The sequence below is a fragment of the Serinicoccus sediminis genome, assembly GCF_004153545.1.
Classification (GTDB): domain Bacteria; phylum Actinomycetota; class Actinomycetes; order Actinomycetales; family Dermatophilaceae; genus Ornithinicoccus; species Ornithinicoccus sediminis_A.
Genome location: NZ_SDVA01000001.1, coordinates 473024 through 496489, shown reverse-complemented (window position 1 = coordinate 496489; position 23466 = coordinate 473024). Strand labels below are relative to the sequence as shown.

The window sequence follows — 23466 nt, the reverse complement described above, 5'->3', positions numbered from 1 at the left end:
CGAAGGAGACGACCATGGAAGGCGCCCGCCCCGTCCGCGCACCCCGCGGCACCCAGCTCACCGCCCGCTCCTGGGCCACCGAGGCCCCGCTGCGGATGCTCATGAACAACCTGGACCCCGAGGTCGCCGAGCGCCCGGACGACCTCGTCGTCTACGGCGGGACCGGCCGAGCCGCCCGAGACTGGCGCAGCTTCGACGCCATGGTCCGCACCCTCACCGACCTGCGCGAGGACGAGACGATGCTGGTCCAGTCCGGCCGCCCGGTCGGCGTCATGCAGACCCACGAGTGGGCCCCGCGGGTGCTCATCGCCAACTCCAACCTGGTCGGCGACTGGGCGACGTGGCCGGAGTTCCGCCGGCTGGAGCAGCTGGGGCTGACGATGTACGGCCAGATGACGGCCGGGTCGTGGATCTACATCGGCACCCAGGGCATCCTGCAGGGCACCTACGAGACCTTCGCCGCGGTCGCCGCGAAGAGGTTCGGCGGCTCGCTGGTCGGGACGCTCACCCTCACCGGCGGCTGCGGCGGCATGGGCGGCGCCCAGCCGCTCGCGGTCACCCTCAACGGCGGGGTATGCCTCGTGGTCGACGTCGACGAGGCGCGGCTGCGGCGCCGGGTCCGCTCGCGCTACCTCGACGAGGTCGCCGACTCCCTCGACGCCGGGGTGGAGCGGGTGCTCGCGGCCAAGGGTGCTCGCGAGGCGCTCTCCGTCGGCGTCGTCGGCAACGCCGCCGAGGTCTTCCCCGAGCTGCTGCGCCGCGGCGTCGACATCGACGTCGTCACCGACCAGACCTCCGCCCACGACCCGTTGTCCTACCTGCCCACCGGCATCGACCTGGCCGACTGGCACGACTACGCGCAGCAGAAGCCGGAGGAGTTCACCGACCGGGCGCAGGAGTCGATGGCCCGGCACGTCGAGGCCATGGTCGGGTTCCTGGACGAGGGCGCCGAGGTCTTCGACTACGGCAACTCCATCCGCGACGAGGCCCGCCAGGGCGGCTTCGACCGGGCGTTCGACTTCCCCGGGTTCGTGCCGGCCTACATCCGGCCGCTGTTCTGCGAGGGCAAGGGCCCGTTCCGATGGGCCGCGCTCTCCGGCGACGAGAAGGATATCGCCGCGACCGACCGGGCCGTGCTCGACCTCTTCCCGGACAACGACCACCTGCAGAAGTGGATCCGTGGCGCCCAGGACAAGGTCGCCTTCGAGGGGCTGCCCGCGCGGATCTGCTGGCTCGGCTACGGCGAGCGCGACCGGGCGGGGGTGCGCTTCAACGACATGGTCGCGTCCGGTGAGGTCAGCGCGCCGATCGTCATCGGCCGCGACCACCTCGACTGCGGCTCGGTCGCCAGCCCCTACCGGGAGACCGAGGCGATGGCCGACGGCTCGGACGCCATCGCCGACTGGCCGCTGCTCAACGCGATGGTCAACACCGCCTCCGGGGCCTCCTGGGTGTCGCTGCACCACGGCGGCGGCGTCGGCATCGGCCGCTCGCTGCACGCCGGTCAGGTGAGCGTCGCCGACGGCACCGACCTGGCCCGCCGCAAGCTGGAGCGGGTCCTCACGAACGACCCGGGCATGGGCGTCATCCGGCACGTCGACGCCGGCTACGACCGGGCAGACGAGGTGGCCGCGGAGCGCGGGGTCCGGGTGCCGATGCGGGAGGGGGAGTGAGATGACGACCCGGACCGAGCGCGGCGCGGCGACGGACCGTGCCCCGATGTGGAAGTTCTTCGTCTACTCCGCCGTCGGCGTCCTCATGTTCTTCGTGCCGGTCACCCTCGGCGGGCGCAGCACGATCCCGCTGGACCACGTGGTGTCCTGGCTGCGCGAGGCCGTCCCCGCCGTGCTGCCGTGGTACGCCCTCGCGCTCATCCTCGCCGGCGCGGTCCAGCCCTGGGTCACCGGCAGCTGGCGGCGCAGCACGACCGACCTCGTCTTCTCGGTGGCCCGGGTGGTCGGGCTGGTCGTGGGCGTCATGCTCGTGCTGGGCATCGGCCCGGCCTGGCTCTTCGCCGACGGCATGGGCCCCTTCCTGCTGAACTCGCTGGTCATCCCGGTCGGGCTGCTGGTGCCCATCGGCGCGATCTTCCTGGCGCTGCTCACCGGTTACGGGCTGATGGAGTTCATCGGGGTGCTGGCGCGGCCGGTCATGCGGCCGGTCTTCCGCACCCCCGGCCGCTCGGCCATCGACGCCGTCGCCAGCTTCGTCGGGTCGTACTCCCTCGCGCTGCTCATCACCAACCGGGTCTACCTGGAGGGCAAGTACTCCCGCCGCGAGGCGATGGTCGTCGCGACCGGCTTCTCGACCGTGTCGGCGACCTTCATGATCGTCGTCGCCAACGCCCTGGACCTCATGCAGCACTGGTCGCTCTACTTCTGGTCCACCCTGCTCATCACCTTCCTGGTGACGGCCGTCACCGTCCGGATCCCGCCGCTGGGCCGGATGCCCGACGCGACGGCGCCCGGGGTCGAGGCGCGCCCCGAGCGCGACGTCGAGGGCAGCCGGCTCGCCGCCGCGTGGGGCGAGGCACGGCATACCGTCGCCGCGGACCCGGGCATCGGCCGGGTGGTCGGCTCGACCTTCGTCGACGGGGTCAAGATGGCCATGGCCATCCTGCCGAGCATCCTGTCGATCGGGCTGCTGGGGCTGGTGCTCGCGGAGTACACCCCGCTGTTCGACTGGCTGGGCTACCTCTTCTACCCGATCACCTGGGCGCTGCAGATCCCCGAGCCGCTGCTGGTCGCCAAGGCCGCGGCGCTGGGGGTCTCCGAGATGTTCCTGCCCGCCGCGCTGGTCGCGGGGTCGGCGATGTCGGTGAAGTATGTCGTGGGCGTCGTCTGCGTCAGCCAGGTCATCTTCTTCTCCGCGATGGTCCCCTCGCTGGTCGGCACCCAGATCCCGGTGTCCATCCCGAGGCTGCTGCTCATCTGGTTCGAGCGGGTGTGCCTGAGCCTGGTCATCGCCATCCCGGTGGGGCTGCTGCTGTTCTGACCGACGCGGCGTAGGTTCAGGGTCATGACGACACCAGAGGTCCAGCGGCTCGGGGCCGAGGAGTTCATCCTCCTCACCACCTTCCGGCGCAGCGGCGAGGGCGTGCCGACGCCGGTCTGGGTGGTGCCGCTGGGTGACGGCGAGCGCATCGGGTTCTACACGACGATGGGCACGGGCAAGACCAAGCGGATGAGGCACACCGACCGCGTCCTGGTGCAGCCGTGCTCACGCACCGGCACCCCGACGCCGGGCACCCGGCCGGTGCAGGGCACCGCCGAGATGGTGCAGGCCGGGCCCGAGTTCCAGGAGGTCAAGGCTGCGGTGCGGGCGAAGTACGGCTGGCAGACGCGAGTGTTCAGCGTCCTGGGCACGCTGACGACCCGCCGCAAGAAGCTGACCTACGGCGACACCGTGGTGCTCGTCCGCCCGGAGGGCGACGCCGTCGTCTGACCGGTCGCGGCGGTGGACGACGCAGCCGGGGCGTCGGCGGACCTCACCCGCTGGTGTCGGTGACCTCGGTGACCTCGGCGACCTGCGCGTCCAGAGCCTGGAGTGCGGCCTCCGCGGGCACGGTCACGGCGACGCCGTGCGCCCCCGCCCCGAGGGAGATGTGCCGCTCCGGGTCGCCGACCAGAGAGGCATCGGCGACGACAGGCCAGGCCGTGGTCGAGCCGAACGGCGTGATCGTGCCGCGCTCGTAGCCGGTCGCGTCACGTGCCGTGTCCGCGTCCGGCATCGAGAGCCGGTTGACGCCGAGCAGGGCGCGCAGCCTCGGCCAGGAGATCTCCCGGTCACCGGGCACGAGCACGAAGAGGTGGTCGCCCTCGCCGCGGCGCACGACCAGGGTCTTGACGATGTCGCGTGGCTCGACCCCCCGGGCCCGGGCCGCCTCCTCCAGGCTGCCGACCCGGCCGTGCCGGGTCACGGCATACTCCAGCCCGGCGGCCTCGACCGCTGCGACGGCGCGTTCCTCGCTCATGCGGACCAGCGTATGCCGTCCGGTATCCGAGACTGCGCCGCCGCGACGCCCCTGCCGTCCGGGCGCCGGCGCCCCTAGAGTCGGGCAGGTGAGCACCCCCGGCGCCGAGCACCTGAGGACCTTCGACCGCCTGTGGGCCGACCTCGACCCGGTCGGCCGGGTGGGGAGCGGGGGCTACCGCCGCTTCGTGTGGACCAGGGAGGACGCCGCGCTGCGGGAGTGGTTCGCCGGGGAGGCGGCCGCGCGCGGGCTGGACCTCGTCGAGGACCGCGTCGGCAACCAGTGGGCCTGGTGGTGGGACGGCCCCGGCAGCGTCGACGACGCCGCGCGCGCCGGTCGCCTCGGCGTGGTCGTCGGCTCGCACCTCGACTCGGTGCCCGACGGCGGTGCCTTCGACGGGCCGCTGGGCGTGGTGAGCTCGTTCGCCGCGCTCGACGCCCTGCGGGCCCGGGGGGTCGCCCCCGGCGTGCCCGTCGCCGTCGCCCACTTCGTCGACGAGGAGGGGGCGCGGTTCGGGATCGCCTGCGCCGGGTCCAGGGTGTTGACCGGGGCGCTGGACGCGGACCGGGCCCGGGCGCTGACCGACGCCGAGGGGGTGACGTACGCCGAGGCCCTGGCGGCCGCCGGGCGCGACCCCGGCCGGCTCGGCCGGGACGACGAGACCCTCGCGCGGGTCGGGTGCTTCGTCGAGCTGCACGTCGAGCAGGGGCGTGCCCTCGTCGACCTCGACGCCCCCGTCGCGGTGGCCAGCGACATCTGGCCGCACGGCCGCTGGCGCTTCGACTTCCCCGGTGAGGCCAACCACGCCGGCACCACGCGGCTGGCCGACCGCCGCGACGCGATGCTGGGGTATGCCGACCTCGTCCTCGGCGCGCGTGAGGCGGCCGAGCGCCGTGGCTGCGTCGCGACGGTGGGCAAGGTCGCCGTCACGCCCGGCGGGGTGAACGCCATCCCGTCCCACGTCACCGGCTGGCTGGACGCCCGTGGCCCCGACGAGGCGCAGGTCGAGGCGCTCGTCGCCGACCTCACCGAGCGGTCCGGCGGCGCGGACGCGACGGTGACCCGCGAGTCGTGGACCCCCACCACCCGCTTCGACGCCGACCTCGGGGCGCGGCTGCGTGCCGTGCTCGGCAGCGAGGAGTCGCTGAGCGTGCCGGTGCTGGGGACCGGGGCGGGGCACGACGCCGGGATCCTCGCCGGGGCCGGGGTGCCGACGGCGATGCTCTTCGTGCGCAACCCGACCGGGGTGTCGCACAGCCCGGCCGAGCACGCCGAGCCCGACGACTGCCACGCCGGCGTCGACGCGCTCGCCGCCTGCGTGGCCGACCTCGTGGCGGAGCCGTCGTGACCGGTCGCACCGCGTTCCACGCCGCCGCCGCGCACCTGCCGGGAGGGGTGCGCCGCGACGTCCGGCTCGTCGTGGAGGCGGGGCGCTACGTCGAGGTGAGCGACGGCATACCCGCGCAGGAGGGCGACCACCGGCTCCCCGGCGTCGTCCTCCCCGGCCTCGCGAACGCCCACAGCCACGCCTTCCACCGGGCCCTGCGCGGTCGGACGCACGCGGGCGGCGGGACGTTCTGGACCTGGCGCGAGGGGATGTATGCCGTGGCCGCGCGGCTCGACCCGGACTCCTACCTGACGCTCGCGCGGGCGGCCTACGCCGAGATGGCGCTCGCCGGGATCACGGCGGTGGGCGAGTTCCACTACCTGCACCACGCCCCGGGGGGTCGGCGCTACATGGACCCCAACGCCATGGGGCACGCGCTGGTGCAGGCCGCGCAGGACGCCGGGATCCGGCTCACCCTGCTGGACACGTGCTACCTCGCGGGCGGGCTGGACGGCGCCGGGTACGCCGAGCTGGAGGGGCCGCAGCTGCGCTTCGGCGACCTGGACGCGCAGGCGTGGGCGCTGCGGGTCGAGGACGTGCGCGACCACACCGACGGCGGGCCGGCGCACGTGCGGGTCGGCGCGGCGATCCACTCGGTGCGCGCGGTGCCCCGCGAGCAGCTGGGCTACGTGGCGGCCTGGGCGCGCGGCGGCCCGGCGGTGGACGGCGCTCTGCCCGGGGGTCGTGGCACGGGGCAGGACACCGGGGAGGCCGGGCGCCCGCTCCACCTGCACCTGTCGGAGCAGCCCGCGGAGAACGACGCCTGTCTCGCCGCCCACGGGCTCACCCCGACCGGCCTGCTGGCGGAGGAGGGGGTCCTCGGGCCGGACCTGTCGGCGGTGCACGCCACCCACCTCACCGAGGACGACGTGGCGCTGCTCGGGCGGCACCGGGCCTGGGCCTGCTTCTGCCCGACCACCGAGCGCGACCTCGCCGACGGGATCGGTCCGGCCCGGGCGCTGAGGGAGGCGGGGGCGCGGCTCTCGCTCGGGTCCGACCAGCACGCCGTCGTCGACCTGCTCGAGGAGGCGCGTGCGCTGGAGATGCACGAGCGGCTGGCCTCGCTGGAGCGCGGGCGCCTGGCGCCGGCCGACCTGCTCGACGCCGCGACCGCGCACGAGAGCATCGGCTGGCCCGACGCGGGCCGTCTCGAGGTGGGCGCGCGTGCGGATCTCGTCGCCGTCCGGGACGACACGGTGCGGACCGCCGGCGCCGACCCGGCGCAGGTCCTGCTCGCCGCGACGGCCACCGACGTCGACACCGTCGTGGTGGACGGGCGCGTGGTCGTGCGGGACGGCCGGCACCACCTCGGTGACGTCGGTGGGATGCTCGCCGACGCCATCGGCCCGCTCTGGCAGGGCTGACCGGTGCGGGTCGGTAGGGCAGGGAGGTCAGGGGAGTGACGACGAGGCGTGAGGCACGAGAGAGGATCGACGCATGAGCATGCTCATCACCGGCATCAGGGAGCTCGTCACCTGCGACGACACCCGCGAGGAGGGCAGCGGGTCGCCGCTGACCCAGGGGCTGGGGGTCGTCGAGGACGCCGCACTCGTCGTCGCCGGGGGCGGTGAGGACTCGGCGCCCGTCGTCGAGTGGGTCGGGCCCGCCGACCAGGCGCCCGCGGCCGACTGGGCCATCGACCTGGGCGGCCAGGCCGTGATCCCCGGCTTCGTCGACAGCCACTCCCACCTCGTCTTCGCGGGCGACCGGTCGGCGGAGTTCGCCGCCCGGATGACCGGGCAGGCCTACGACGGTGGCGGCATCGCCGTGACCATGGCCGCGACGCGGGAGGCCACCGACGCCCGGCTGCGCAGCCTCCTGCAGGCGCGGGTGGCCGAGATGCGCGCCCAGGGGACCACCACGGTCGAGATCAAGGGCGGCTACGGGCTGGACGTCGAGCACGAGGTGCGCTCCCTGCGGCTGGCCCGCGAGGTCACCACCGAGACCACGTTCCTCGGGGCCCACGTCGTGCCGCCCGAGGCGCGCGACGAGGGCGGGCGCGCGGCATACCTCGACCTCGTCTGCGGCGAGATGCTCCAGGCGTGCGCGCCGCACGCCCGCTGGGTCGACGTCTTCTGCGAGCCGGCCAGCCCCCACGCCTTCGACGGGGAGGAGTCGCGCCGGGTCCTCGAGGCCGGCCGCGCGGCGGGCCTCGAGCTCCGGGTGCACGGCAACCAGCTGTCCGAGGGCCCCGGCGTGCAGCTCGCCGTCGAGCTCGACGCGGCCAGCGTCGACCACTGCACGTTCCTCACCGACGCCGACGTCGACGCGCTCGCCGGCAGCGACACCGTGGCGACCCTGCTGCCGGGCGTGGAGTTCTCGACCCGCCAGCCCTACCCGGACGCGCGGCGCCTCCTCGACGCGGGCGCCCGGGTGGCGCTCGCGACCGACTGCAACCCCGGCACGTGCAGCTCCTCCTCGATGCCGCTGATGATGGCCCTCGCGGTGCGCGAGATGGGCATGACCCCTGCCGAGGCGCTGCGGGCGGCGACCCTCGGCGGTGCCCGCGCGCTGCGCCGCGACGACCTCGGCCAGGTGCGGGTGGGCCGTCGCGCCGACCTCGCGGTCGTCGCCGCGCCCAGCTTCCTGCACATCCCCTACCGCGTCGGTGTGCCCCTCGTGCGGGCGCTGGAGATCTGAGGAGCTCCGCCTGCGGGCGGACCCGGGAGCGACCCAGGTATGACGCGTCCACCCTCCCGCAGCACCTAGGCTCCCTGGGGTGACCGACACCCTGCAGGCCGTCCGTGAGCAGGCCACCGACCTGGCGCGCGGCCTGCGTGCCCGGTCGTGGCTGCCCGACGCCGCGGTGGTGGCCGCCTTCCTCCTGCTCTACCTCGTCAGCGGGGCCGGCTGGGACGGCCCGGCGGCGACGGTCTTCAGCCTGCTCCAGGTCGTGCCCCTCTTCTGGAGGCGCCGTCACCCCCTGACGGTGGCGCTCGTCGTCGCCGCCGGGTGCCTGCTCCAGGTCGTCCTCAGCGACGCGCCGGCGCCGGTCAACCTCGCGGTGCTGGTCGTGGTGTTCAGCGCCGCGGCCTACGGCAGCCGCCGGACGTCGCGGGCCGTCCTCGCACTGGCCGGGGCCGGGGCCGTGGTCGGGGCGCTGCGCTGGTCGGCCTACTTCGGCCTCGGCTCCTACCTCAGCATCGTCACCGTGCAGACCGTGTTCATGCTCTGCTTCGTCGGGGTCGCCTGGGCGCTCGGCGACGTCCTGCGCCGCCGCCGTGAGGTGGTCGCCCGGCTGCAGGAGCAGAACCGGGCGCTGGCCCGGGACCAGGCGCAGCGGTCTCGGCTGGCGGCCCAGGACGAGCGGGCCAGCATCGCCCGGGAGATGCACGACGTCGTCGCCCACTCCCTCGCGGTCGTGGTCGTGCAGGCCGACGGCGGCCTCTACGCCGCGCGCCAGGCACTCGGCAAGGAGCCGGGTATGGCGGCGGACCGGGCGGCCCTCGAGCGCGCGGCCGGCACCCTGGAGACCCTCGCCGAGACGGCACGCTCGTCGCTGGCCGACACCCGCCGCCTCGTGGGGGTGCTCCGGGACTCCGGCGGCGGCGCCGAGTACTCCCCGCTGCAGGGCATCACCTACCTCGACGAGCTCGTCGAGCGCGTGCGCGGCTCCGGGGTCGACGTCGAGGCGCACGTGCGCGGGGAGGTGGACGACCTGCCCCGCGACGTCGACCTCGCGGCATACCGGGTGGTGCAGGAGTCGCTGACCAACGCCATGAAGCACGCCGGGCCGGACGCCTCGGTGGACGTCGACCTGCTGCGCACGCCCGAGGTGCTGCTCGTGCGGGTCACCGACGACGGCCACGGGGAGGGCAGCGCCCACGACGGCGAGGGCAACGGCCTGGTCGGGATGCGGGAGCGGGTCGAGGTCCTCGGTGGCACCGTCAGCGCCGGACCCCGACGGCGGGGCGGCTGGGAGGTCGTCGCGACCCTGCCGGTGGAGCGCACCCGGGGGCCGGGTGGCTCCCGCTCCGGAGCGGGCCCCGCCGAGCCGGCCCCACGGCATACCCCAGGAGGCACCCCATGACCCCGATCCGGCTCTTCCTCGTCGACGACCAGCAGCTCGTGCGCGCCGGCTTCCGCATGGTGCTCGACGCCCAGGACGACATGACCGTCGTCGGCGAGGCCGGTGACGGTGCCGCCGCGCTGACGGCGATCGCGCAGACCCGGCCCGAGGTCGTGCTCATGGACATCCGGATGCCGCGGATGGACGGGGTCGAGACCACTCGCCGGCTGCTGCGCGACCCGGCCGCGGGGGAGGTCAAGGTGCTGGTCCTCACCACCTTCGACCTCGACGACTACGTGTATGCCGCGCTCCGGGCGGGTGCGTCGGGGTTCCTGCTCAAGGACGCAGGGCCGGCCGAGCTGCTCAGCGCCATCCGGGCCGTGCACGCCGGCGACGCCGCGATGGCGCCGTCGACGACCCGGCGGCTGCTGGAGCGCTTCGTGCCGGACCTGCCCGAGACGGGCGCCGAGAGCGCCTCGGCGACCCGGCGCCGGGAGGCGGCCGCCCGGCTGGACCCGCTGACCGAGCGCGAGCGCGAGGTGCTCGAGGCGGTCGGCCGGGGTCTGACGAATGTCGAGATCGCCGCCGAGCTCTACCTCGCCGAGGCCACCGTCAAGACCCACATCGGCCGGGTCCTGGCCAAGCTCGGCCTGCGCGACCGGGTGCAGATGGTCATCACCGCCTACCAGACCGGTCTGGTCGGCCGGCCGGAGTAGCGCGGGGCGACCCGGTTCATACCGTGGATGGACCGGCGCCGTCGCAGGTCACGACTGCTGGACGATGTCCGCGGCGGTGACCGGTCCCTAGCGTCGGGGGTATGACGACCACGACACCACGCCAGGGCACGGCCCTGGCCGCCAGCGCCCTCGACCTCACGAAGACCTACGGCCGCGGGGAGGCCGCCGTCACCGCCCTCGACGGCGTCTCCGTCGGCATCGAGGCCGGCCGGTTCACCGCCATCATGGGGCCCAGCGGCTCCGGCAAGTCGACCCTGATGCACCTGCTGGCCGGCCTGGACACCCCGACCGCGGGGCGCGCCTACCTCGGCGAGCACGAGCTGACCTCGTTGTCCGACGCCCAGCTGACGCGGCTGCGCCGGCAGTCGGTGGGCTTCGTCTTCCAGGCCTTCAACCTGCTGCCCACGCTGACCGCGCGACAGAACATCCGGCTCCCGCTGGACCTCGCGGGCCGCTCCGCCGACGCTGGCTGGGAGCGGACGGTCGTCGAGGCGCTGGGGCTCGGGGAGCGGCTGGGCCACCGGCCCGGCGAGCTGTCCGGCGGGCAGCAGCAGCGGGTCGCGCTCGCCCGGGCCCTGGTGACCCGGCCGGAGGTCATCTTCGCCGACGAGCCGACCGGCGCGCTCGACAGCACCACGGGTGCCGAGGTGCTGGCCCTGCTGCGCCGGTCGGTCGACGAATGGGGGCAGACGGTGGTCATGGTGACCCACGACCCGAAGGCCGCGGCCGTGGCGGACCGGGTGCTGCTGCTCGCGGACGGCCGGATCGCCGGCGAGATCCTCGACCCGGACGCCGACGCCGTGCTGGCCGGCATCCGTGACCTCGGACGGGTCGCCTGATGGCCACCGGGTGGATGACCGCCGGGCTGGCCTCGCGCGGGCGGCGGCTGGTCTCGGCCGCCGTCGCCATCCTCATCGGCGTCGGGTTCCTCACCACCAGCCTCGTCGCCGTCTCCACCGCCCAGGCCGGGCTGGAGGAGGCGGTGGCCGGCGGGGTGCGGGACGCCGACCTGGTCGTGACCGGGGAGGACGGCTCCTGGCTGGACACCGACCAGGTCGACCGCGTCGCCGCGACCCCCGGGGTCGCGGACGTGGTCGCCAGCGCCTCGGTCGGGGTCGAGCGGGGCAGCGGCTTCGTCATGGGGGCCTCCGTGCCGAGCGGGGGGATGACCCTGCTGCAGGGCCGCCTCCCGGCGGAGGCGCGCGAGGTCACCGTCAACCGGGAGCTGGCCGCGGAGCTGTCCGTCGATGACCGGCTCACGGTGCCGACGTGGACGACGACGGGGACCGAGGGTGCCCCCGTCGACCTGACCGTCGTGGGGGTGGTCGACCCCGGCGAGATGCACGCGCTGAGCTACGGGGAGGGGTTCCTCGCCACGGACGCCACCCTGCGCGAGCTGGACCCGCTGCTGTCCTACGAGTCGGTCCAGGTGGCGGTGGCCGGCGGCGCCGCCGTGGGCGACGTGCGCGCCGACCTGCAGAGCGCGCTGCCGGGCACCGTCCTGCGGACGGGGCCGGAGGCAGCCGCCGACCGGGTGGCCGCCATGACCGGGCAGACCTTCGTGCTCGGGGGCGTCCTGCTGGGCTTCGGGGCGGTGGCGCTGGTCACCGCGGCCATCGTCATCGCCAACACCTTCACCATCACCCTGGCCCAGCGGACCGGTGAGCTGGCCCTGCTGCGCTGCGTCGGTGCCACCCGGTCGCAGGTGCGCCGCTCCGTCCTGGTCGAGGCGGTGGCACTGGGCGCGGCGGCCTCGGTGGCCGGGGTCGCGGGAGGCATCGGGGTCGCGCAGCTGCTGCTGACCCTGGCCCGGGAGGTGGGCATCGGCATCCCGCTGGGCACCGGCCTCGAGGTCGGCTGGGTGAGTCTGGTGGTGCCCGTCCTCGTCGGTGTCCTCATGACCGTGCTGGCCTCGTTCTGGCCGGCGACCCGGGCCACCCGGGTGTCGCCGCTCGCGGCGCTGCGTCCGACGGCGGCACCCGAGGGGGCCACCCGCGGCACCGCGGTGCGGCTGCTCCTCGCCGTGCTGCTGGTGGCCGGCGGCGCCGGTCTGATGGTGCTGGGTGCCGCGCAGCGCCAGGTGCTGCTGGGCGTCGGCGGCGGGCTCGTCTCCTTCGTGGGGGTGCTGCTGGCCGCGGTCGTGCTCGTGCCGCCGCTGGTGCGCCTGCTCGGGGTCGCCGCCCGTCCGGCGGGGGTGCCGGGCCGGCTCGCCGTGGCCGGTGCGGTGCGCAACCCGGGCCGGGCGGCCGCGACGAGCGCCGCCCTGCTCGTCGGCGTCACCCTCATCACCATGACCTCGGTGGGCGCCGCGTCCGGGCAACGCACCGCCACCGACGAGATCGACCAGGCGCTCGCGATCGACCTGGCGGCGCAGACACCGTCGGAGCAGGACGGCGACCTACCGGTGCCGACCGCCGTGGACGACGGGGTCGTGGACCGGCTCGCGGCCGTCGACGGGGTGCGCGCCGTCGAGGTCGTGGACACGGCATACCTCGAGGTCGGTGACACGGGGACCGCCCCCGCGGCGGCGCTGAGCCCGGCCACCGCCGAGCGGGTGCTGCGCAGCGAGGACCTCGTCGACGCGCTGGCGCCGGGCACCGTCGGGCTCGGGTCCTACGAGCGGGCCCGCTACGGCGTCTCCGCCGGGGACACCCTGACCGTGTCGGGGCCGGGCGGCAGCGAGGACCTCGAGGTCATCGAGCTCGGCCTGGGCGGCGCCGGGCTGGCGCTGCAGCCCGAGGACCTGGCCTCGCTCTCCGGGGGCGGGACCGCCCAGCAGCCGGGCGCGGTCCTCATCCGGCTGGAGGACTCCGCCGACGTCAGGGCCACGATGTCCGCCGTGACCGATCTCACCGACGAGGCCGGGATGTCGGTCCAGGGCGCGGCCGCCGAGCGGGCCGCGATCACCCAGGTCCTCGACGTCATGGTGCTCGTCGCCACCGCGCTGCTCGGCGTCGCCGTGCTCATCGCGGTGGTCGGCATCGCCAACACGCTGTCGTTGTCGGTCGTCGAGCGGCACCGGGAGCATGCGCTGCTGCGGGGGCTCGGGCTCACCCGGGGCCAGATGCGGATGATGCTGCTGGTGGAGAGCGTGCTGCTGGCGCTGGTGAGCACCGGGCTGGGCCTCGTGCTCGGCGTGGTGTATGCCGCATTCGGGATCCAGACGCTGCTGCCCGAGGGGACCGCGCTGACGCTGGCGGTGCCGTGGGGGCGCGTCGCGACCATCGTCGGCGTGGCGCTGCTGGCCGGTGCCCTGGCCAGCGTGCTGCCGGCCCGGCGGGCCGCGCGGGTCAGCCCCGCGGAGGGGCTGGCCGCCGCGTAGGACAGGTCGGGCGGCGGTGCAGGGACTCACCGTCGCCCGACCGGGGCTCACCGCGTGGCGGTGTGCTCCCGACCCCGGACCGATGCCACGACATACCCGGTGCAGTCGCGCACCTCGACTCGAGGCCCCTGACGGGACACGCTCCTCACTGGGTCCGACGGGCAGCCGGCTGAGGGTTCCGGCAACGGCGACCAGCGCTGCGCCGACGGTCAGGAGAGGGGGAGGAGCTTGTAGTGCAGCCGGACGGCGGTGGCCGACCACAGCCGCAGCACGTGGTCGGTGCGCAAGGTGCCCTCCTCGTCGACGTAGACCTGGAAGGTCTCGTGCAGCGGCACCCGGGCCGCGTGCGTGCCGCGGTCGTCCACGACGACGTAGGCGCCGTCGTCGCCGAACCGGCCTGGCGGCGAGGCCAGCTCCAGCCCGCCCCCGGGCAGGAGCCGGGGACGCAGGAAGACCTGGACGTTGCCGGACTCCAGCGGGAAGGCGACGTGCACGCCGGGCTGGGTCCGGCCGGGGAGAGCGCGGGCGGAGTAGCAGCCGCTGTAGACGTAGCCGCCGCTGGGGCGCAGCGTCCGCAGCCAGGCCGCCGCGCGCTGGGCGCCGGTGCCGTCGGTGAGCACGGTGATGCGGCTGTCCATCCCCCGAGCGACGTCGAGCGGCCGCGTCGGCAGGGCCAGCTGCTGCACCCGGTGCCCGAAGAGCCGCGAGACGAGCTCGCCACCGGGCTGGAACACCGGGCTCCACTGCGTCCACACCTCCATCCGCCAGTCGGAGGTGTGCTCGTAGAAGTCGCGGACCTCGGGCCGCAGGTCCGCCGCACGGAAGGCGGGGCCGTCCAGCTGGGTCATGTCGGCCAGCAACCCCGCGTGCGGACGGTCTAGGGCCTCTCCTCCGAGGGCCTGCGCGGCCGCCCCCACCCAGCTGTCCTCGACGGTGGATCCGGTGCTCATCGGCGCGGCCAGCCACGCCTCGGCGCCGGTGAGGTCCACCGGCCGACCAGTGCGTCGCCAGAACCGCCGGGTCATCAGGTCCAGCCGGGCGCTCACGGGCCGGGTCACGGGCCGGCCGCCAGGCGCTGACGCAGGCCGCTGGCCCGGACGACCCGGCGCTGCACGGCGGCCCGCACCTCTTCCTCGGTGCCGACGACCCGCACCCGCTGCTCGGCCCGCGTCACGGCGGTGTAGAAGAGCTCCCGGGTGAGGAGCGGGCTGTCCAGCTCGGGCAGCAGCACGGTGATCTCCGTCGCCTGGCTGCCCTGCGCCTTGTGGATCGTCATCGCGTGCATCGTCTCGACCTCGCCGAGGCGCGACGGGGCATACCTGCTGCGCCCGCCGGTGCCGTCGATGAGGGCCATCCGCACGGGCACCCCTGCGGAGGTCTGCGACGCGACCACCACGCCGGTGTCGCCGTTGAGGACCCCGGTGGCGTAGTCGTTGGCGGTGACGAGCAGCGGCCGGCCGAGGTACATGGGCTCGTAGAGGTTGAGGCCCGTCTCCGCCTCGCCCAGCCACGTCTCGACGAGGTGGTTCCAGCGGCGCACCCCCCGGTCGCCCTCGCGATGGGCGCAGAGCAGCCGGTGACGGTGCAGGGCGGCGAGGGCGGCGTCGTCGTCGCCGGCGCGCGCGGCCCGCAGGACGTCGACGGCCTGCCGGGTGAGGACGTCGCGCAGCGCGGCGCCCTCGTCCGGGTCCGGCATCCAGGCCACCTCCGAACTGCCCGCCGAGAGGGCGCGCACCACGGCGTCCGCGTCGCCCACCCGCAGGGCCTGGGCGAGGGCGCCGATCGTCTCACCGAAGCGGTGGACCGTGCGCAGTCGGGCGAGGGCGAGCGGGGCCGGGCGGTCCACCTCGTGGGGAGCGTGTTCCTCGGCGGGGGCCTGCTCGGGGACGGCCGCCACCAGATCGGCGAGCACCGCCCCCGCCTCGACGGAGACGAGCTGGTCGGCGTCGCCGACGAGGATGAGCCGCGCACTCGGCCGCAGCGCCTCCAGCAGCCGGGCCATCTGGGTCAGCGAGACCATGGACGCCTCGTCGACCAGCACGACGTCGTGGGGCAGGCGGTTGCCGCGGTGGTGCCGGAACCGGCTGCGGGAGCCAGGACGCCAGCCCAGCAGCCGGTGCAGGGTGCGCGGCTCGACCTCGCGCAGCCGGTCGACGACCGCCCGGGCGGCGGGGTCGGGGGTGCGGGCAGCGATCTCGTCCAGGGCCCGGTCGACCGCCGCCTTCACCCTCGCGGCGGCCTTGCCGGTGGGGGCCGCGAGCCCCACCCGGGGCGGTCGGCTCCCGGCGGCGACGGCCTGCTCGGCGAGCAGCGTCAACACGCCCGCCACCGTCGTGGTCTTGCCGGTGCCGGGGCCACCGGTGATGACGCCGGTCCGCGAGCGCACGACCACCTCGGCCGCAGCCCGCTGCTCGGCGTAGCCGGCCCCGGGGAAGATCCGCGTCAGCCCGGCGCTCAGCACCCCCTCGTCCACCTCGGGAGGGCCGAGCGCTGCCCGGGCCCGCAGGTCGGCGGCGACCTGCACCTCCTGGTGGTGGTAGCGCTGGAGGTAGACGAGACCGCTGGCCTCCTCGACGACGAGCCCGCCCTCGGCGGCGAGCCGGCTGCCGGCGACCAGTGAGGTCCACCCCTCCGGGTCCGGCCACGGCAGGGCGGGGAGGGCCTGCGCCCCCTGGGCGGCGAAGGCAGCGAGGTCGACGGCCACCGACCCGGAGCGCACGGCCCGGGTCGCGACCGCCGCGGCGAGGACGACGTCGGCGTCCCTCTCCCCGACCGCCCGGGCCAGCCCGGTGGCGACGTGGACGTCGGCGGCGGTGAGCAGACCGGCACGGTTGAAGGCGCCGAGCGCGCTGTCGGTGGGCGTGGTCAGGGCGAGACGCCGGTCGTGCTCGTCGGTCCGGTCGAAGAGGTCGAGCACGGCAGCGGCGGCCTCGCTGTCCGGTGCCGGTGTGCCAGAACCGACAGCCACCGGCGCCCCGCCGGCGCGGGTGACCTCCTCGGTCGTGGCGTCGTGGAGACCCTCGTGGGCAGGCCCGGTCACGACGCCACCCCCGCCGCCCGGTCCGCCCCGTCGAGCAGGTCCGAGACGCCCAGCACCAGCGCCACCGGCGGCTTCCAGGAGAAGACGCCGCACGGCATACCGTCGACGACCGGGGTGTCCTGGCCGCACATGCCGCGCAGGTAGAGGTAGAGCACGCCGCCGAGGTGCTGCTCGGGGTCGTAGCCGGGCAGCCGCCAGCGGAGGAAGCGATGGGCGACGACCGCGTAGAGCAGCGCCTGCAGCGGGTAGGACGAGTGGCCCATCGCCTCGGCCAGCCGCTCCGGGCGGTAGTCGGCCGCGGTCAGCGGCTCCTCCGGGCTGCCCAGCCAGTTGGTCTTGTAGTCGACGACGAGGAAGGTGTCGCCACCCCGGGCGCGCACCCGCAGCACCACGTCGACCGAGCCGGTGAGGTAGCCCCGCAGCTGCTGGCCCGCGAGGTCCGGGGCCGCCTCGAGCACGTCGGCCCACCCGCGGACCGGGTCGCCCGGCGGGAGGTGCTGGCGCAGCAGCGGCACCAGGTCACCGAGCACGGCCGCCCCGGCACCCGTGACGCCGCGGCGCAGGTCCCCGCCACCCAGCGGCAGCTCGAAGTCGAGCTCGCACAGGCGGTCTGCCGTGCCGACGTCCTGCAGCGTGGCACCGTCGGCGAGCGGCCCCAGCGGTGTCCGGCACACGGCGACCAGGGCGTCGACGAGCAGGTCCTCCCCGCCCTCGCCGAGCTCCACCGGCCACTGGACGCGCTGCTCGCGCAGCTGGGCGCGCAGCGCGCCCGCGAGGTCCTCCGCCCCGGGGTCCGCGTGCTCGAGCACCGCGTGCACCAGCGAGCCGAAGGTCGCCCCCACCGGGAGGTCGGCCATCGGGGAGGGCACCTCCGAGCCCGGGGCGGGCGCGACCCCGTCGAGGCCGGGCAGGGCCGGCACGGCCTCGGCCACCGGGTCCGGGCCGCTGGGCTCGTCCTCGCGGCCGGTGACGCCGGCCTCCGGCTCGGTCGAGACCCCGGCGGCGGTGTCGAGGCTGGTCTCTGACGGCGTGGAGAGCGCGGTGTAGGACGTGCGCCTCCAGTCGTGGTCGACGCGGCGGGTCCACCGCGCGACCGCCAGCTCGGGTGCCTCCCGCGCCGGGGCCGGGGCGACGTCAGTCGCGTGGTCGGCCCGCTCGAGGACGAAGGCCCCCTCCTCGGCCCACCGCCGCAGCCGCTCCGTCGCGGCGTCGTCCTGCCGCTGCACCCGCACCTGGTGGGGCACCTCGCCCTGCCCGGGCTCCCGCCCGAAGAGCACGCGGTGCAGGCCCGAGCTGCTGGCGTTGTTGACCGGCGCCCACCAGGTGACGACCTGGCTCTGCGCCCGGGTCAGCGCGACGTAGAGCAGCCGCAACGACTCCCCGGCGTCCTCGTCCTTGTGCCGCCGCACCGCGTCGGCCCACCCCGGGTTGGCGGGGTGGTCGCCGCCGACGTCGAGGCAGCGGGTGCGCTCCGGCGGCTCGTCGTGGAACAGCGGGATCGCGGGGGAGTCGCTGACCCACCGGTCGCCGAGCGAGGGGAGGTAGACGACGGGGTACTGCAGGCCCTTGCTGCCGTGGATGGTCGCGAGCTGGACCGCCGCAGCGTCGCTGTCGAGGCGGCGGGTCCGCGCGCCGGCGCTCTGCGGGGAGTCCTCGGCCATCCCGGCCCGCAGCCACTCCAGCAGCGCCACCAGGCCGAGCTGGTCACGGCGGGCGGTCTCGTGCAGCAGCTGGGCGACGTGCCGCAGGTCGGTGAGCGTGCGCTCGCCGCCCACCTGCCCCAGCACCCGGGCGGGCAGACCCCGCGCGGTGAGCAGCTCGAGGACCGCGGCCACGCCCTGCCGCGCGTAGAGGCCGGCCAGCTCCCGGCAGGTGAGGGCCAGCTCGTCCTCGAGCTCGTCGTCCTGCCGCTCGCCGCGATCGCCGACCCGGGTCACGGCATACCCCAGCAGGTCGGTGAGCGCGGCCGCGCGGGTGAGCACCGGGCGGTGCGGGGCGGCCATCGCCTCCAGCAGGGCGAGCCACTCGTGCGCCGCGCGGCTGTGCAGGACGGTCGAGCCGCCGGTGCTGACAGCCGGTATGCCGAGCTCGGCGAGCGCGCGCTGCGCCTCGAGCAGGTCCTTGGCGCGGTGCGCGAGCACGGCGACGTGCCGGGCCTCGACCGGACGGTCGTCGAAGGTGGCGCCGGAGGCGAGCAGGGCCGCGACGTCGTGCGCGAGGTCGCGGGCGATCCACGGGCGGACGGTCGGCATCCGGGTGTCGCCCCCGAGGTGGTCGCGCAGCAGCACCTGGCGCAGCCGCACCGGCGCGGTGCTCGGGGCCCCGTGCAGCCGTGGCGTCTGCCGGTGCGCGGTGACGGGGTGCACGACGATCTGCGGGTCGCCGAGCTGTGCCCCGGAGAGCATGGCCCCGAGCGCCTCGGTCACGCCCGGGTCGGAGCGGTAGTTGCGCAGCAGGGTGTGCTGCTCGTCGGCCGTCGCGGCGGCGGTGAGGTAGGTCGGCACGTCACCCCCGCGGAAGGCGTAGATCGCCTGCTTGGGGTCGCCGATGAGGACCATCGCGTGGGCGTGGCCGGTGAAGGCCCGGTCGAGCACCGACCACTGGACGGGGTCGGTGTCCTGGAACTCGTCGACGAGGACCACCCGCCACCGCTGGCGCATCCGGGCCCGCGCGGGGGACCGCTCGCCCTCGAGCGCCGCGGCGAGCTGGGTGAGCAGGTCGTTGTAGTGCAGGACCTGGAGCCGTTGCTTGCGCAGGTCGAGCTCCTCGCGCACGGCCTGGGCGAAGCGCACCCGCCGGTCCGGCACCGAGCGCGGCTCTGCCGCGGTGGGCCGCAGCTCGGCATGGATGTCGTCGACCACGGTGCGGGCGATCTGCAGCGCCTCGCGCCGGGTGAAGAAGGGCTCGTCGTCACGCAGGGCGAAGGCCCGCAGGTAGAGGTCGTCGACGACCTCGACGAGCAGCCGGTCGAGGTCGTCCACCAGCTCGGCGTCGGCGTCGGCCGTGCCGGCCACCCCGAGGCTGCGCAGCACCTGCTGGCAGAACTGGTGCGTGGTGGCGATGGTGGCCGCGTCGATGTCGGACAGCGCGGTGCGGAGCCGGCGTCGGCGGGCCGCCCGCTCCGGGGCCTCCGTGTCGAGCAGCAGGCGGAGCAGGTCGTCGCGCTCGCCCTCGGGCGGGGGGTCGACCAGGGCCCGCTCGGCCGCGACCAGCTGCTCGCGCACCCGGGCCCGCAGCTCCTGGCTCGCGGCCCGGCCGAAGGTCACGACGAGCATCTCCGGCAGGGTGACGACACCCTCGGCGACGTAGCGGGCCACCAGCGCCGCGATGGTCCACGTCTTGCCCGTCCCGGCGCTCGCCTCGAGCAGGACGGTCCCGGTGGGCAGCGGGTCGGTGATGGAGAAGGGGGTGCTCACAGCTGCTCCTTCCGCTCGGCCCCGCCGGTCAGCACCGGGCCCCACACCCGCAGCGCCAGCTGGCCCAGCCGGTGGTCGACGCCGGGGGTCCACCGCTCGTCCTCGCGCGGGACGCCCAGGACGTCCTGCAGCGGCACCCCCTCGCCGTGCACGTAGACGTGGCTCGGGTCGTCCTGCTCCTTGGGGAAGGCGCGCTCGAAGGTGTCGTCGGTGCGCCACTCGCGCACGGCGTCGAGGGTGGCGGCCCGCGCGTCGCCGGGGCCGCGCAGGTAGGACTCCGCCCAGGACAGCGCCGTCCGTGGGGGCAGCGGCAGCGGCTCGACCAGGCCCCGGGCCCGGACGTCGACGAGCTGGTCGAGCAGCTCGCGGGCACGGGCGGGGTCGTGGGGGCCGTGGGTGAGGTGGACCCCGCCCCGTCGGCGGCCCCGCCGCTGCGCCCCGAGCAGGTGGCTGGTCGCGTCCGGGCCGAGCGCGGCGGCGAGGACCAGCGAGGTCACCCACGAGCGCAGCCGCTGCTTGGCCCGCACCGTGGAGTAGGTCGCGGTGACGACACGGTGGCCGACCAGGCCGGTGAGGGTGCCGGTCAGCCGGGTGCCGCTGGGCAGGGTGAGGTCGACGTCGAGGGTGTCGCGCTCGAGCGGCACCCCCCACCCGCCCTGCCCGGCGACGCGCCACGTGGCCTCCGCCACGATCTGTGCCTGCGCGGTGACCTCCCGGAGGACCCCGGCGCCCAGCGCGCGGGGCGGCAGCTCGCCGCGCCACAGCTCGGCGTCCACGGTGGCCCCGGGGTCGCGCCCGGCCAGCACCGCCTGCAGCACCCGGTCGCCGACCGCCCACGTCTGCAGCCCGCCCAGGTCGATGGGGATGCCGTCCTCCTGCTGCTCCGGCACCTCGGGCAGCACCAGGCCCAGCCGGTCGCGCAGGTAGGCCCGTGCCGGGTGGTCGAGGAAGCGCAGCAGCGCGTCCAGCTCGACCGTGTCGCTCGGCATCGGGGCGAGCCCCTCGGCCACCGGTCGGGGGCGGGGTGCGCGCGGGGACACCGCTGCCCGACCGCCGGCCAGTGCGGCGGGGTCGTAGCTGAACGGCCCGCCACCGGGGCGCAGCGGTGGCGCACCGGTGGGCGCGGCACCGAGGTTGCGTGGGTCGAAGGGCTGCAGCGGGTGCTCGGTGAGCACGCGGTCGACACCTGGCGAGCCGGGGTCGGCCGTCCGGCGCACGGTGTCCAGCAGCTCGCCGAGCGGCACCGCGGGCGGACGTGGCACGCCGGTGTGCTCGTCGAAGCCGGTGTAGGTGACGACCAGTGCGTCGCTGGCGGCCATGACGGCGTCGAGCAGCAGCTGACGGTCCTCGCTGCGCGGGTCGCGCTCGCCGGTGACCGGGCGGCGCGCGGTGGCGTCGTCGCCGTCCGGGGCCGTGGTGCGGGGGAACACCCCGTCGTCCAGGCCGACCAGGGCCACCACGCGGTGCGGGACCGAGCGCATGGGCACCATCGTGCAGACGGTGAGCGTGCCGGTGCGGAAGTTGGACCGGGTCGCCCGACCCGCCGCGTGCTCGTCGAGCAGGGCGTGCACGTCGGACAGGGCGAGGGTGAGCCCGGGTCCGTCGTCGCCGCGGGATCCGGAGTGCGCCCCCACCAGGTCCAGCTCGCGGCGCAGCTGGGTGACCTGCCAGGCGTCCGCCGGGGCGACGTCGGCCAGTCCCAGCACGCCGTCGGTCAGCGCCTCGACCCACTCGCTGGCGGCGTCGGCCCCGCGCAGGGCGCGCAGGGTGGCGCCGAGCCGGGCGACCAGCTCGGCCATCCGGCCGGCCAGGTCGAGGTCGGCACTGTCGAGGTCGTCCAGGCCCAGGGTGGTGCCCAGGTGGTCCACCTCCTCGCCGTCGACGGCGGCGCCGACGAGCACCCGCGCGAGTCCGGACTGCCAGGTGTTCTGGCTCAGCCCCGGCAGGGCGTAGTCACCCCGGTGCTCGTCGTCGAGACCCCAGCGGACCGCCGCCGCCACCACCCAGTCGCCGAGCCGCTCGAGGTCGTCGTCGTCGAGCCCGAAACGTCGACGCACGGGCGCAGTGCGGGCGAGGTCGAGCACCTCCCCGGCGCCGAGGCGGCCCCCGGCGAGCCCGACCAGCCGGGCGGCCAGCGCGAGCAGCGGGTTGGCCACCGTCGGGGACCGGTCGGCCAGGCGCACCCGCAGGGAGTGCGCCGGGTGGGTGGCGAGGCCCGACGCCGGGGAGCCGCCCTCGCGCACCACCTCGCCGAGCCCGAAGCCGGCGTGCACCAGCGGGGCGTAGGTGTCGATGTCGGGGCACATCACGAGGATGTCGCGCGGCTCCAGGGTCGGGTCCCGCTGCAGCAGGTCGGTGAGCACGTCGCGCAGCACCTCGACCTGACGGGACCGGCCGTGGCAGGCGTGCACCTGGATGCTGCGGTCCTCCTGCGCAATGTGCCGGGCGCCCCGCTCGGGGTCGGTCGGCACGTGGTCGGCCTCGAGGTCCCCCTGGAGCAGGCGCAGCAGCGAGGGCGTCGGCCCGCCGGTGCGGTCCGTGCGGCGGTCGGACCTCCCGCCGGGCCGTCCCTGGAGGGTATGCGGTGCCAGCGCCAGGGTGCGCTGCAGCTCGCGGGCGTCCCGCCCCAGGCTGGCGAGCAGCGGGTGCGCCACGAGCAGCGCGGTGTCGTCCTCTGCGCGGGGCACCGGCCCCGCGGAGGCGGTGTCGGCCAGCGCGTCCCACGCCGCCGGTGAGGCCTGCGGCAGCCACAGGTGGACGTCGCGCTGATCGCCCAGCGCGGCGAGCACCTCGACCTCGCTGCGGGCGATCCGGGTGTGCCCGAAGAGCGACAGCCGGCACGGCAGCTGCCACCGGCCGGGCAGCTCGCCGGGGGCCCGCAGCGCCTCGACCACCCTGGCCTGGCGCACGTCGGGCGGCTCCGCGTCCACCCGACGCAGCACCTCGCGCCACAGCGGCGGCTGCCAGGCGAGGTCCGGTTCGACGCGGCCGCCCAGCCCGTCGCCGTCGCCACCGAGGCGCCAGTCGGTGAGCATCGCCGGCCGGGACGCGGCGTAGGCGGCGAAGAGCCCCGCCAGGCGGCGGGCTACGGCATACCGTCGGCCGCGGCGCAGCTCGCCGACCGCGCCCTGCGCGCCGTGCCCGAGGTGCGTGGCGAGCGTGCCCGCCCACGGCTCGCCCATCACAGCGTCCACGGCCTCCAGCACCGGCCACACCAGCCGGTCCGCGTGCCATGGGTCGTCGCGCTCGATGCCGAGGACCAGCGAGACCAGCGAGTGCGGGTTGAGGAACCGGACCCCCGCGCAGACGCCGTCGTGACCGGACGGGCCCGCGCCGAGCGTGTGCGACAGCCGCTGGGCCAGCCAGCGCTCCACCCCCTTGGCCGGGACCGCGACGACCTCCTCCGCGAACGGGTCCGGCAGCGGCGTGGCCAGCAGGTCGGCGAGGCCCTCGGCCAGGGCCGCCGTGCTGGTGTCGCGGTGCACGAACAAGGTCACGGCGCCGACCCTATCCACGCGCACCGACGCACCGGCCGGGCCGGTGGGGTCACCGCACGGCCGGGCCGGCGCATCGGCCCCTGCC

General features: G+C 75.7%; 15 protein-coding genes. 10 read left to right on the top strand and 5 right to left on the bottom strand.

The window, feature by feature from the left end:
- Window positions 1-14 precede the first annotated feature (14 nt).
- From hutU to EUS26_RS02240, 3 genes are read left to right on the top strand one after another with little or no spacing between them, the layout of a single operon-like run.
- Window positions 15-1673 carry a urocanate hydratase gene (gene hutU / locus EUS26_RS02250; protein ID WP_130011527.1) on the top strand — a complete coding sequence of 553 codons (1659 nt, stop codon included), beginning with the start codon at window positions 15-17 and terminating at the stop codon, window positions 1671-1673.
- A gap of 1 nt (window position 1674) precedes the next feature.
- On the top strand, window positions 1675-2994 hold the full coding sequence (locus EUS26_RS02245; protein WP_130011526.1) for a YjiH family protein: 1320 nt from the start codon (window positions 1675-1677) through the stop codon (window positions 2992-2994).
- 24 nt (window positions 2995-3018) lie between these two features.
- Window positions 3019-3444: a PPOX class F420-dependent oxidoreductase gene (locus EUS26_RS02240; protein ID WP_130011525.1), complete on the top strand. Its 426-nt coding sequence runs from the start codon at window positions 3019-3021 to the stop codon at window positions 3442-3444.
- Window positions 3445-3487: 43 nt separating this feature from the next.
- On the opposite strand, the gene EUS26_RS02235 is transcribed toward EUS26_RS02240, so the two are convergent.
- Window positions 3488-3973 carry an aminoacyl-tRNA deacylase gene (locus tag EUS26_RS02235; protein WP_130011524.1) on the bottom strand — a complete coding sequence of 162 codons (486 nt, stop codon included), beginning with the start codon at window positions 3971-3973 and terminating at the stop codon, window positions 3488-3490.
- Between the two features lie 88 nt (window positions 3974-4061).
- On the opposite strand from EUS26_RS02235, the gene EUS26_RS02230 reads away from it, so the two are divergent.
- The 7 genes from EUS26_RS02230 (at window position 4062) to EUS26_RS02200 (ending at window position 13428) form a co-directional block, all read left to right on the top strand.
- Window positions 4062-5321, top strand: coding sequence for an allantoate amidohydrolase (locus tag EUS26_RS02230; protein ID WP_238148769.1), 1260 nt, complete (start codon window positions 4062-4064; stop codon window positions 5319-5321).
- Window positions 5318-6724, top strand: coding sequence for a formimidoylglutamate deiminase (locus tag EUS26_RS02225; protein WP_130011522.1), 1407 nt, complete (start codon window positions 5318-5320; stop codon window positions 6722-6724). The genes EUS26_RS02230 and EUS26_RS02225 overlap by 4 nt, the downstream gene beginning before the upstream one ends.
- Window positions 6725-6797: 73 nt before the next feature.
- Window positions 6798-8000, top strand: a complete 1203-nt coding sequence (gene hutI / locus EUS26_RS02220; RefSeq protein ID WP_130011521.1) for an imidazolonepropionase — start codon at window positions 6798-6800, stop codon at window positions 7998-8000.
- Window positions 8001-8079: 79 nt separating this feature from the next.
- Complete coding sequence (locus EUS26_RS02215) at window positions 8080-9390, top strand: sensor histidine kinase (protein ID WP_130011520.1); 1311 nt, start codon at window positions 8080-8082, stop codon at window positions 9388-9390.
- On the top strand, window positions 9387-10085 hold the full coding sequence (locus tag EUS26_RS02210; protein WP_130011519.1) for a response regulator transcription factor: 699 nt from the start codon (window positions 9387-9389) through the stop codon (window positions 10083-10085). Before EUS26_RS02215 ends, EUS26_RS02210 begins: the two co-directional genes overlap by 4 nt.
- Before the next feature lie 101 nt (window positions 10086-10186).
- A complete protein-coding gene (locus EUS26_RS02205) occupies window positions 10187-10945 on the top strand; it encodes an ABC transporter ATP-binding protein (protein WP_130011518.1) in 759 nt (252 codons plus the stop codon).
- The gene (locus tag EUS26_RS02200) at window positions 10945-13428 is read left to right on the top strand and encodes an ABC transporter permease (RefSeq protein WP_130011517.1); all 2484 of its coding nucleotides are present in this window, start codon (window positions 10945-10947) and stop codon (window positions 13426-13428) included. Before EUS26_RS02205 ends, EUS26_RS02200 begins: the two co-directional genes overlap by 1 nt.
- 209 nt (window positions 13429-13637) lie before the next feature.
- Here EUS26_RS02200 and EUS26_RS02195 read toward each other — a convergent pair whose 3' ends face one another.
- The 4 genes from EUS26_RS02195 to recC are packed head-to-tail and all read right to left on the bottom strand — an operon-like array spanning window position 13638 to window position 23381.
- A complete protein-coding gene (locus EUS26_RS02195; RefSeq protein ID WP_238148768.1) occupies window positions 13638-14486 on the bottom strand; it encodes a hypothetical protein in 849 nt (282 codons plus the stop codon).
- Window positions 14483-16468, bottom strand: coding sequence for an exodeoxyribonuclease V subunit alpha (recD, locus tag EUS26_RS02190; RefSeq protein WP_238148767.1), 1986 nt, complete (start codon window positions 16466-16468; stop codon window positions 14483-14485). The genes EUS26_RS02195 and recD overlap by 4 nt, the downstream gene beginning before the upstream one ends.
- Window positions 16465-19884, bottom strand: a complete 3420-nt coding sequence (locus tag EUS26_RS02185) for a UvrD-helicase domain-containing protein (protein ID WP_130011516.1) — start codon at window positions 19882-19884, stop codon at window positions 16465-16467. Before EUS26_RS02185 ends, recD begins: the two co-directional genes overlap by 4 nt.
- Window positions 19881-23381: an exodeoxyribonuclease V subunit gamma gene (gene recC, locus EUS26_RS02180; RefSeq protein ID WP_130011515.1), complete on the bottom strand. Its 3501-nt coding sequence runs from the start codon at window positions 23379-23381 to the stop codon at window positions 19881-19883. Before recC ends, EUS26_RS02185 begins: the two co-directional genes overlap by 4 nt.
- Between the last annotated feature and the right edge of the window lie 85 nt (window positions 23382-23466).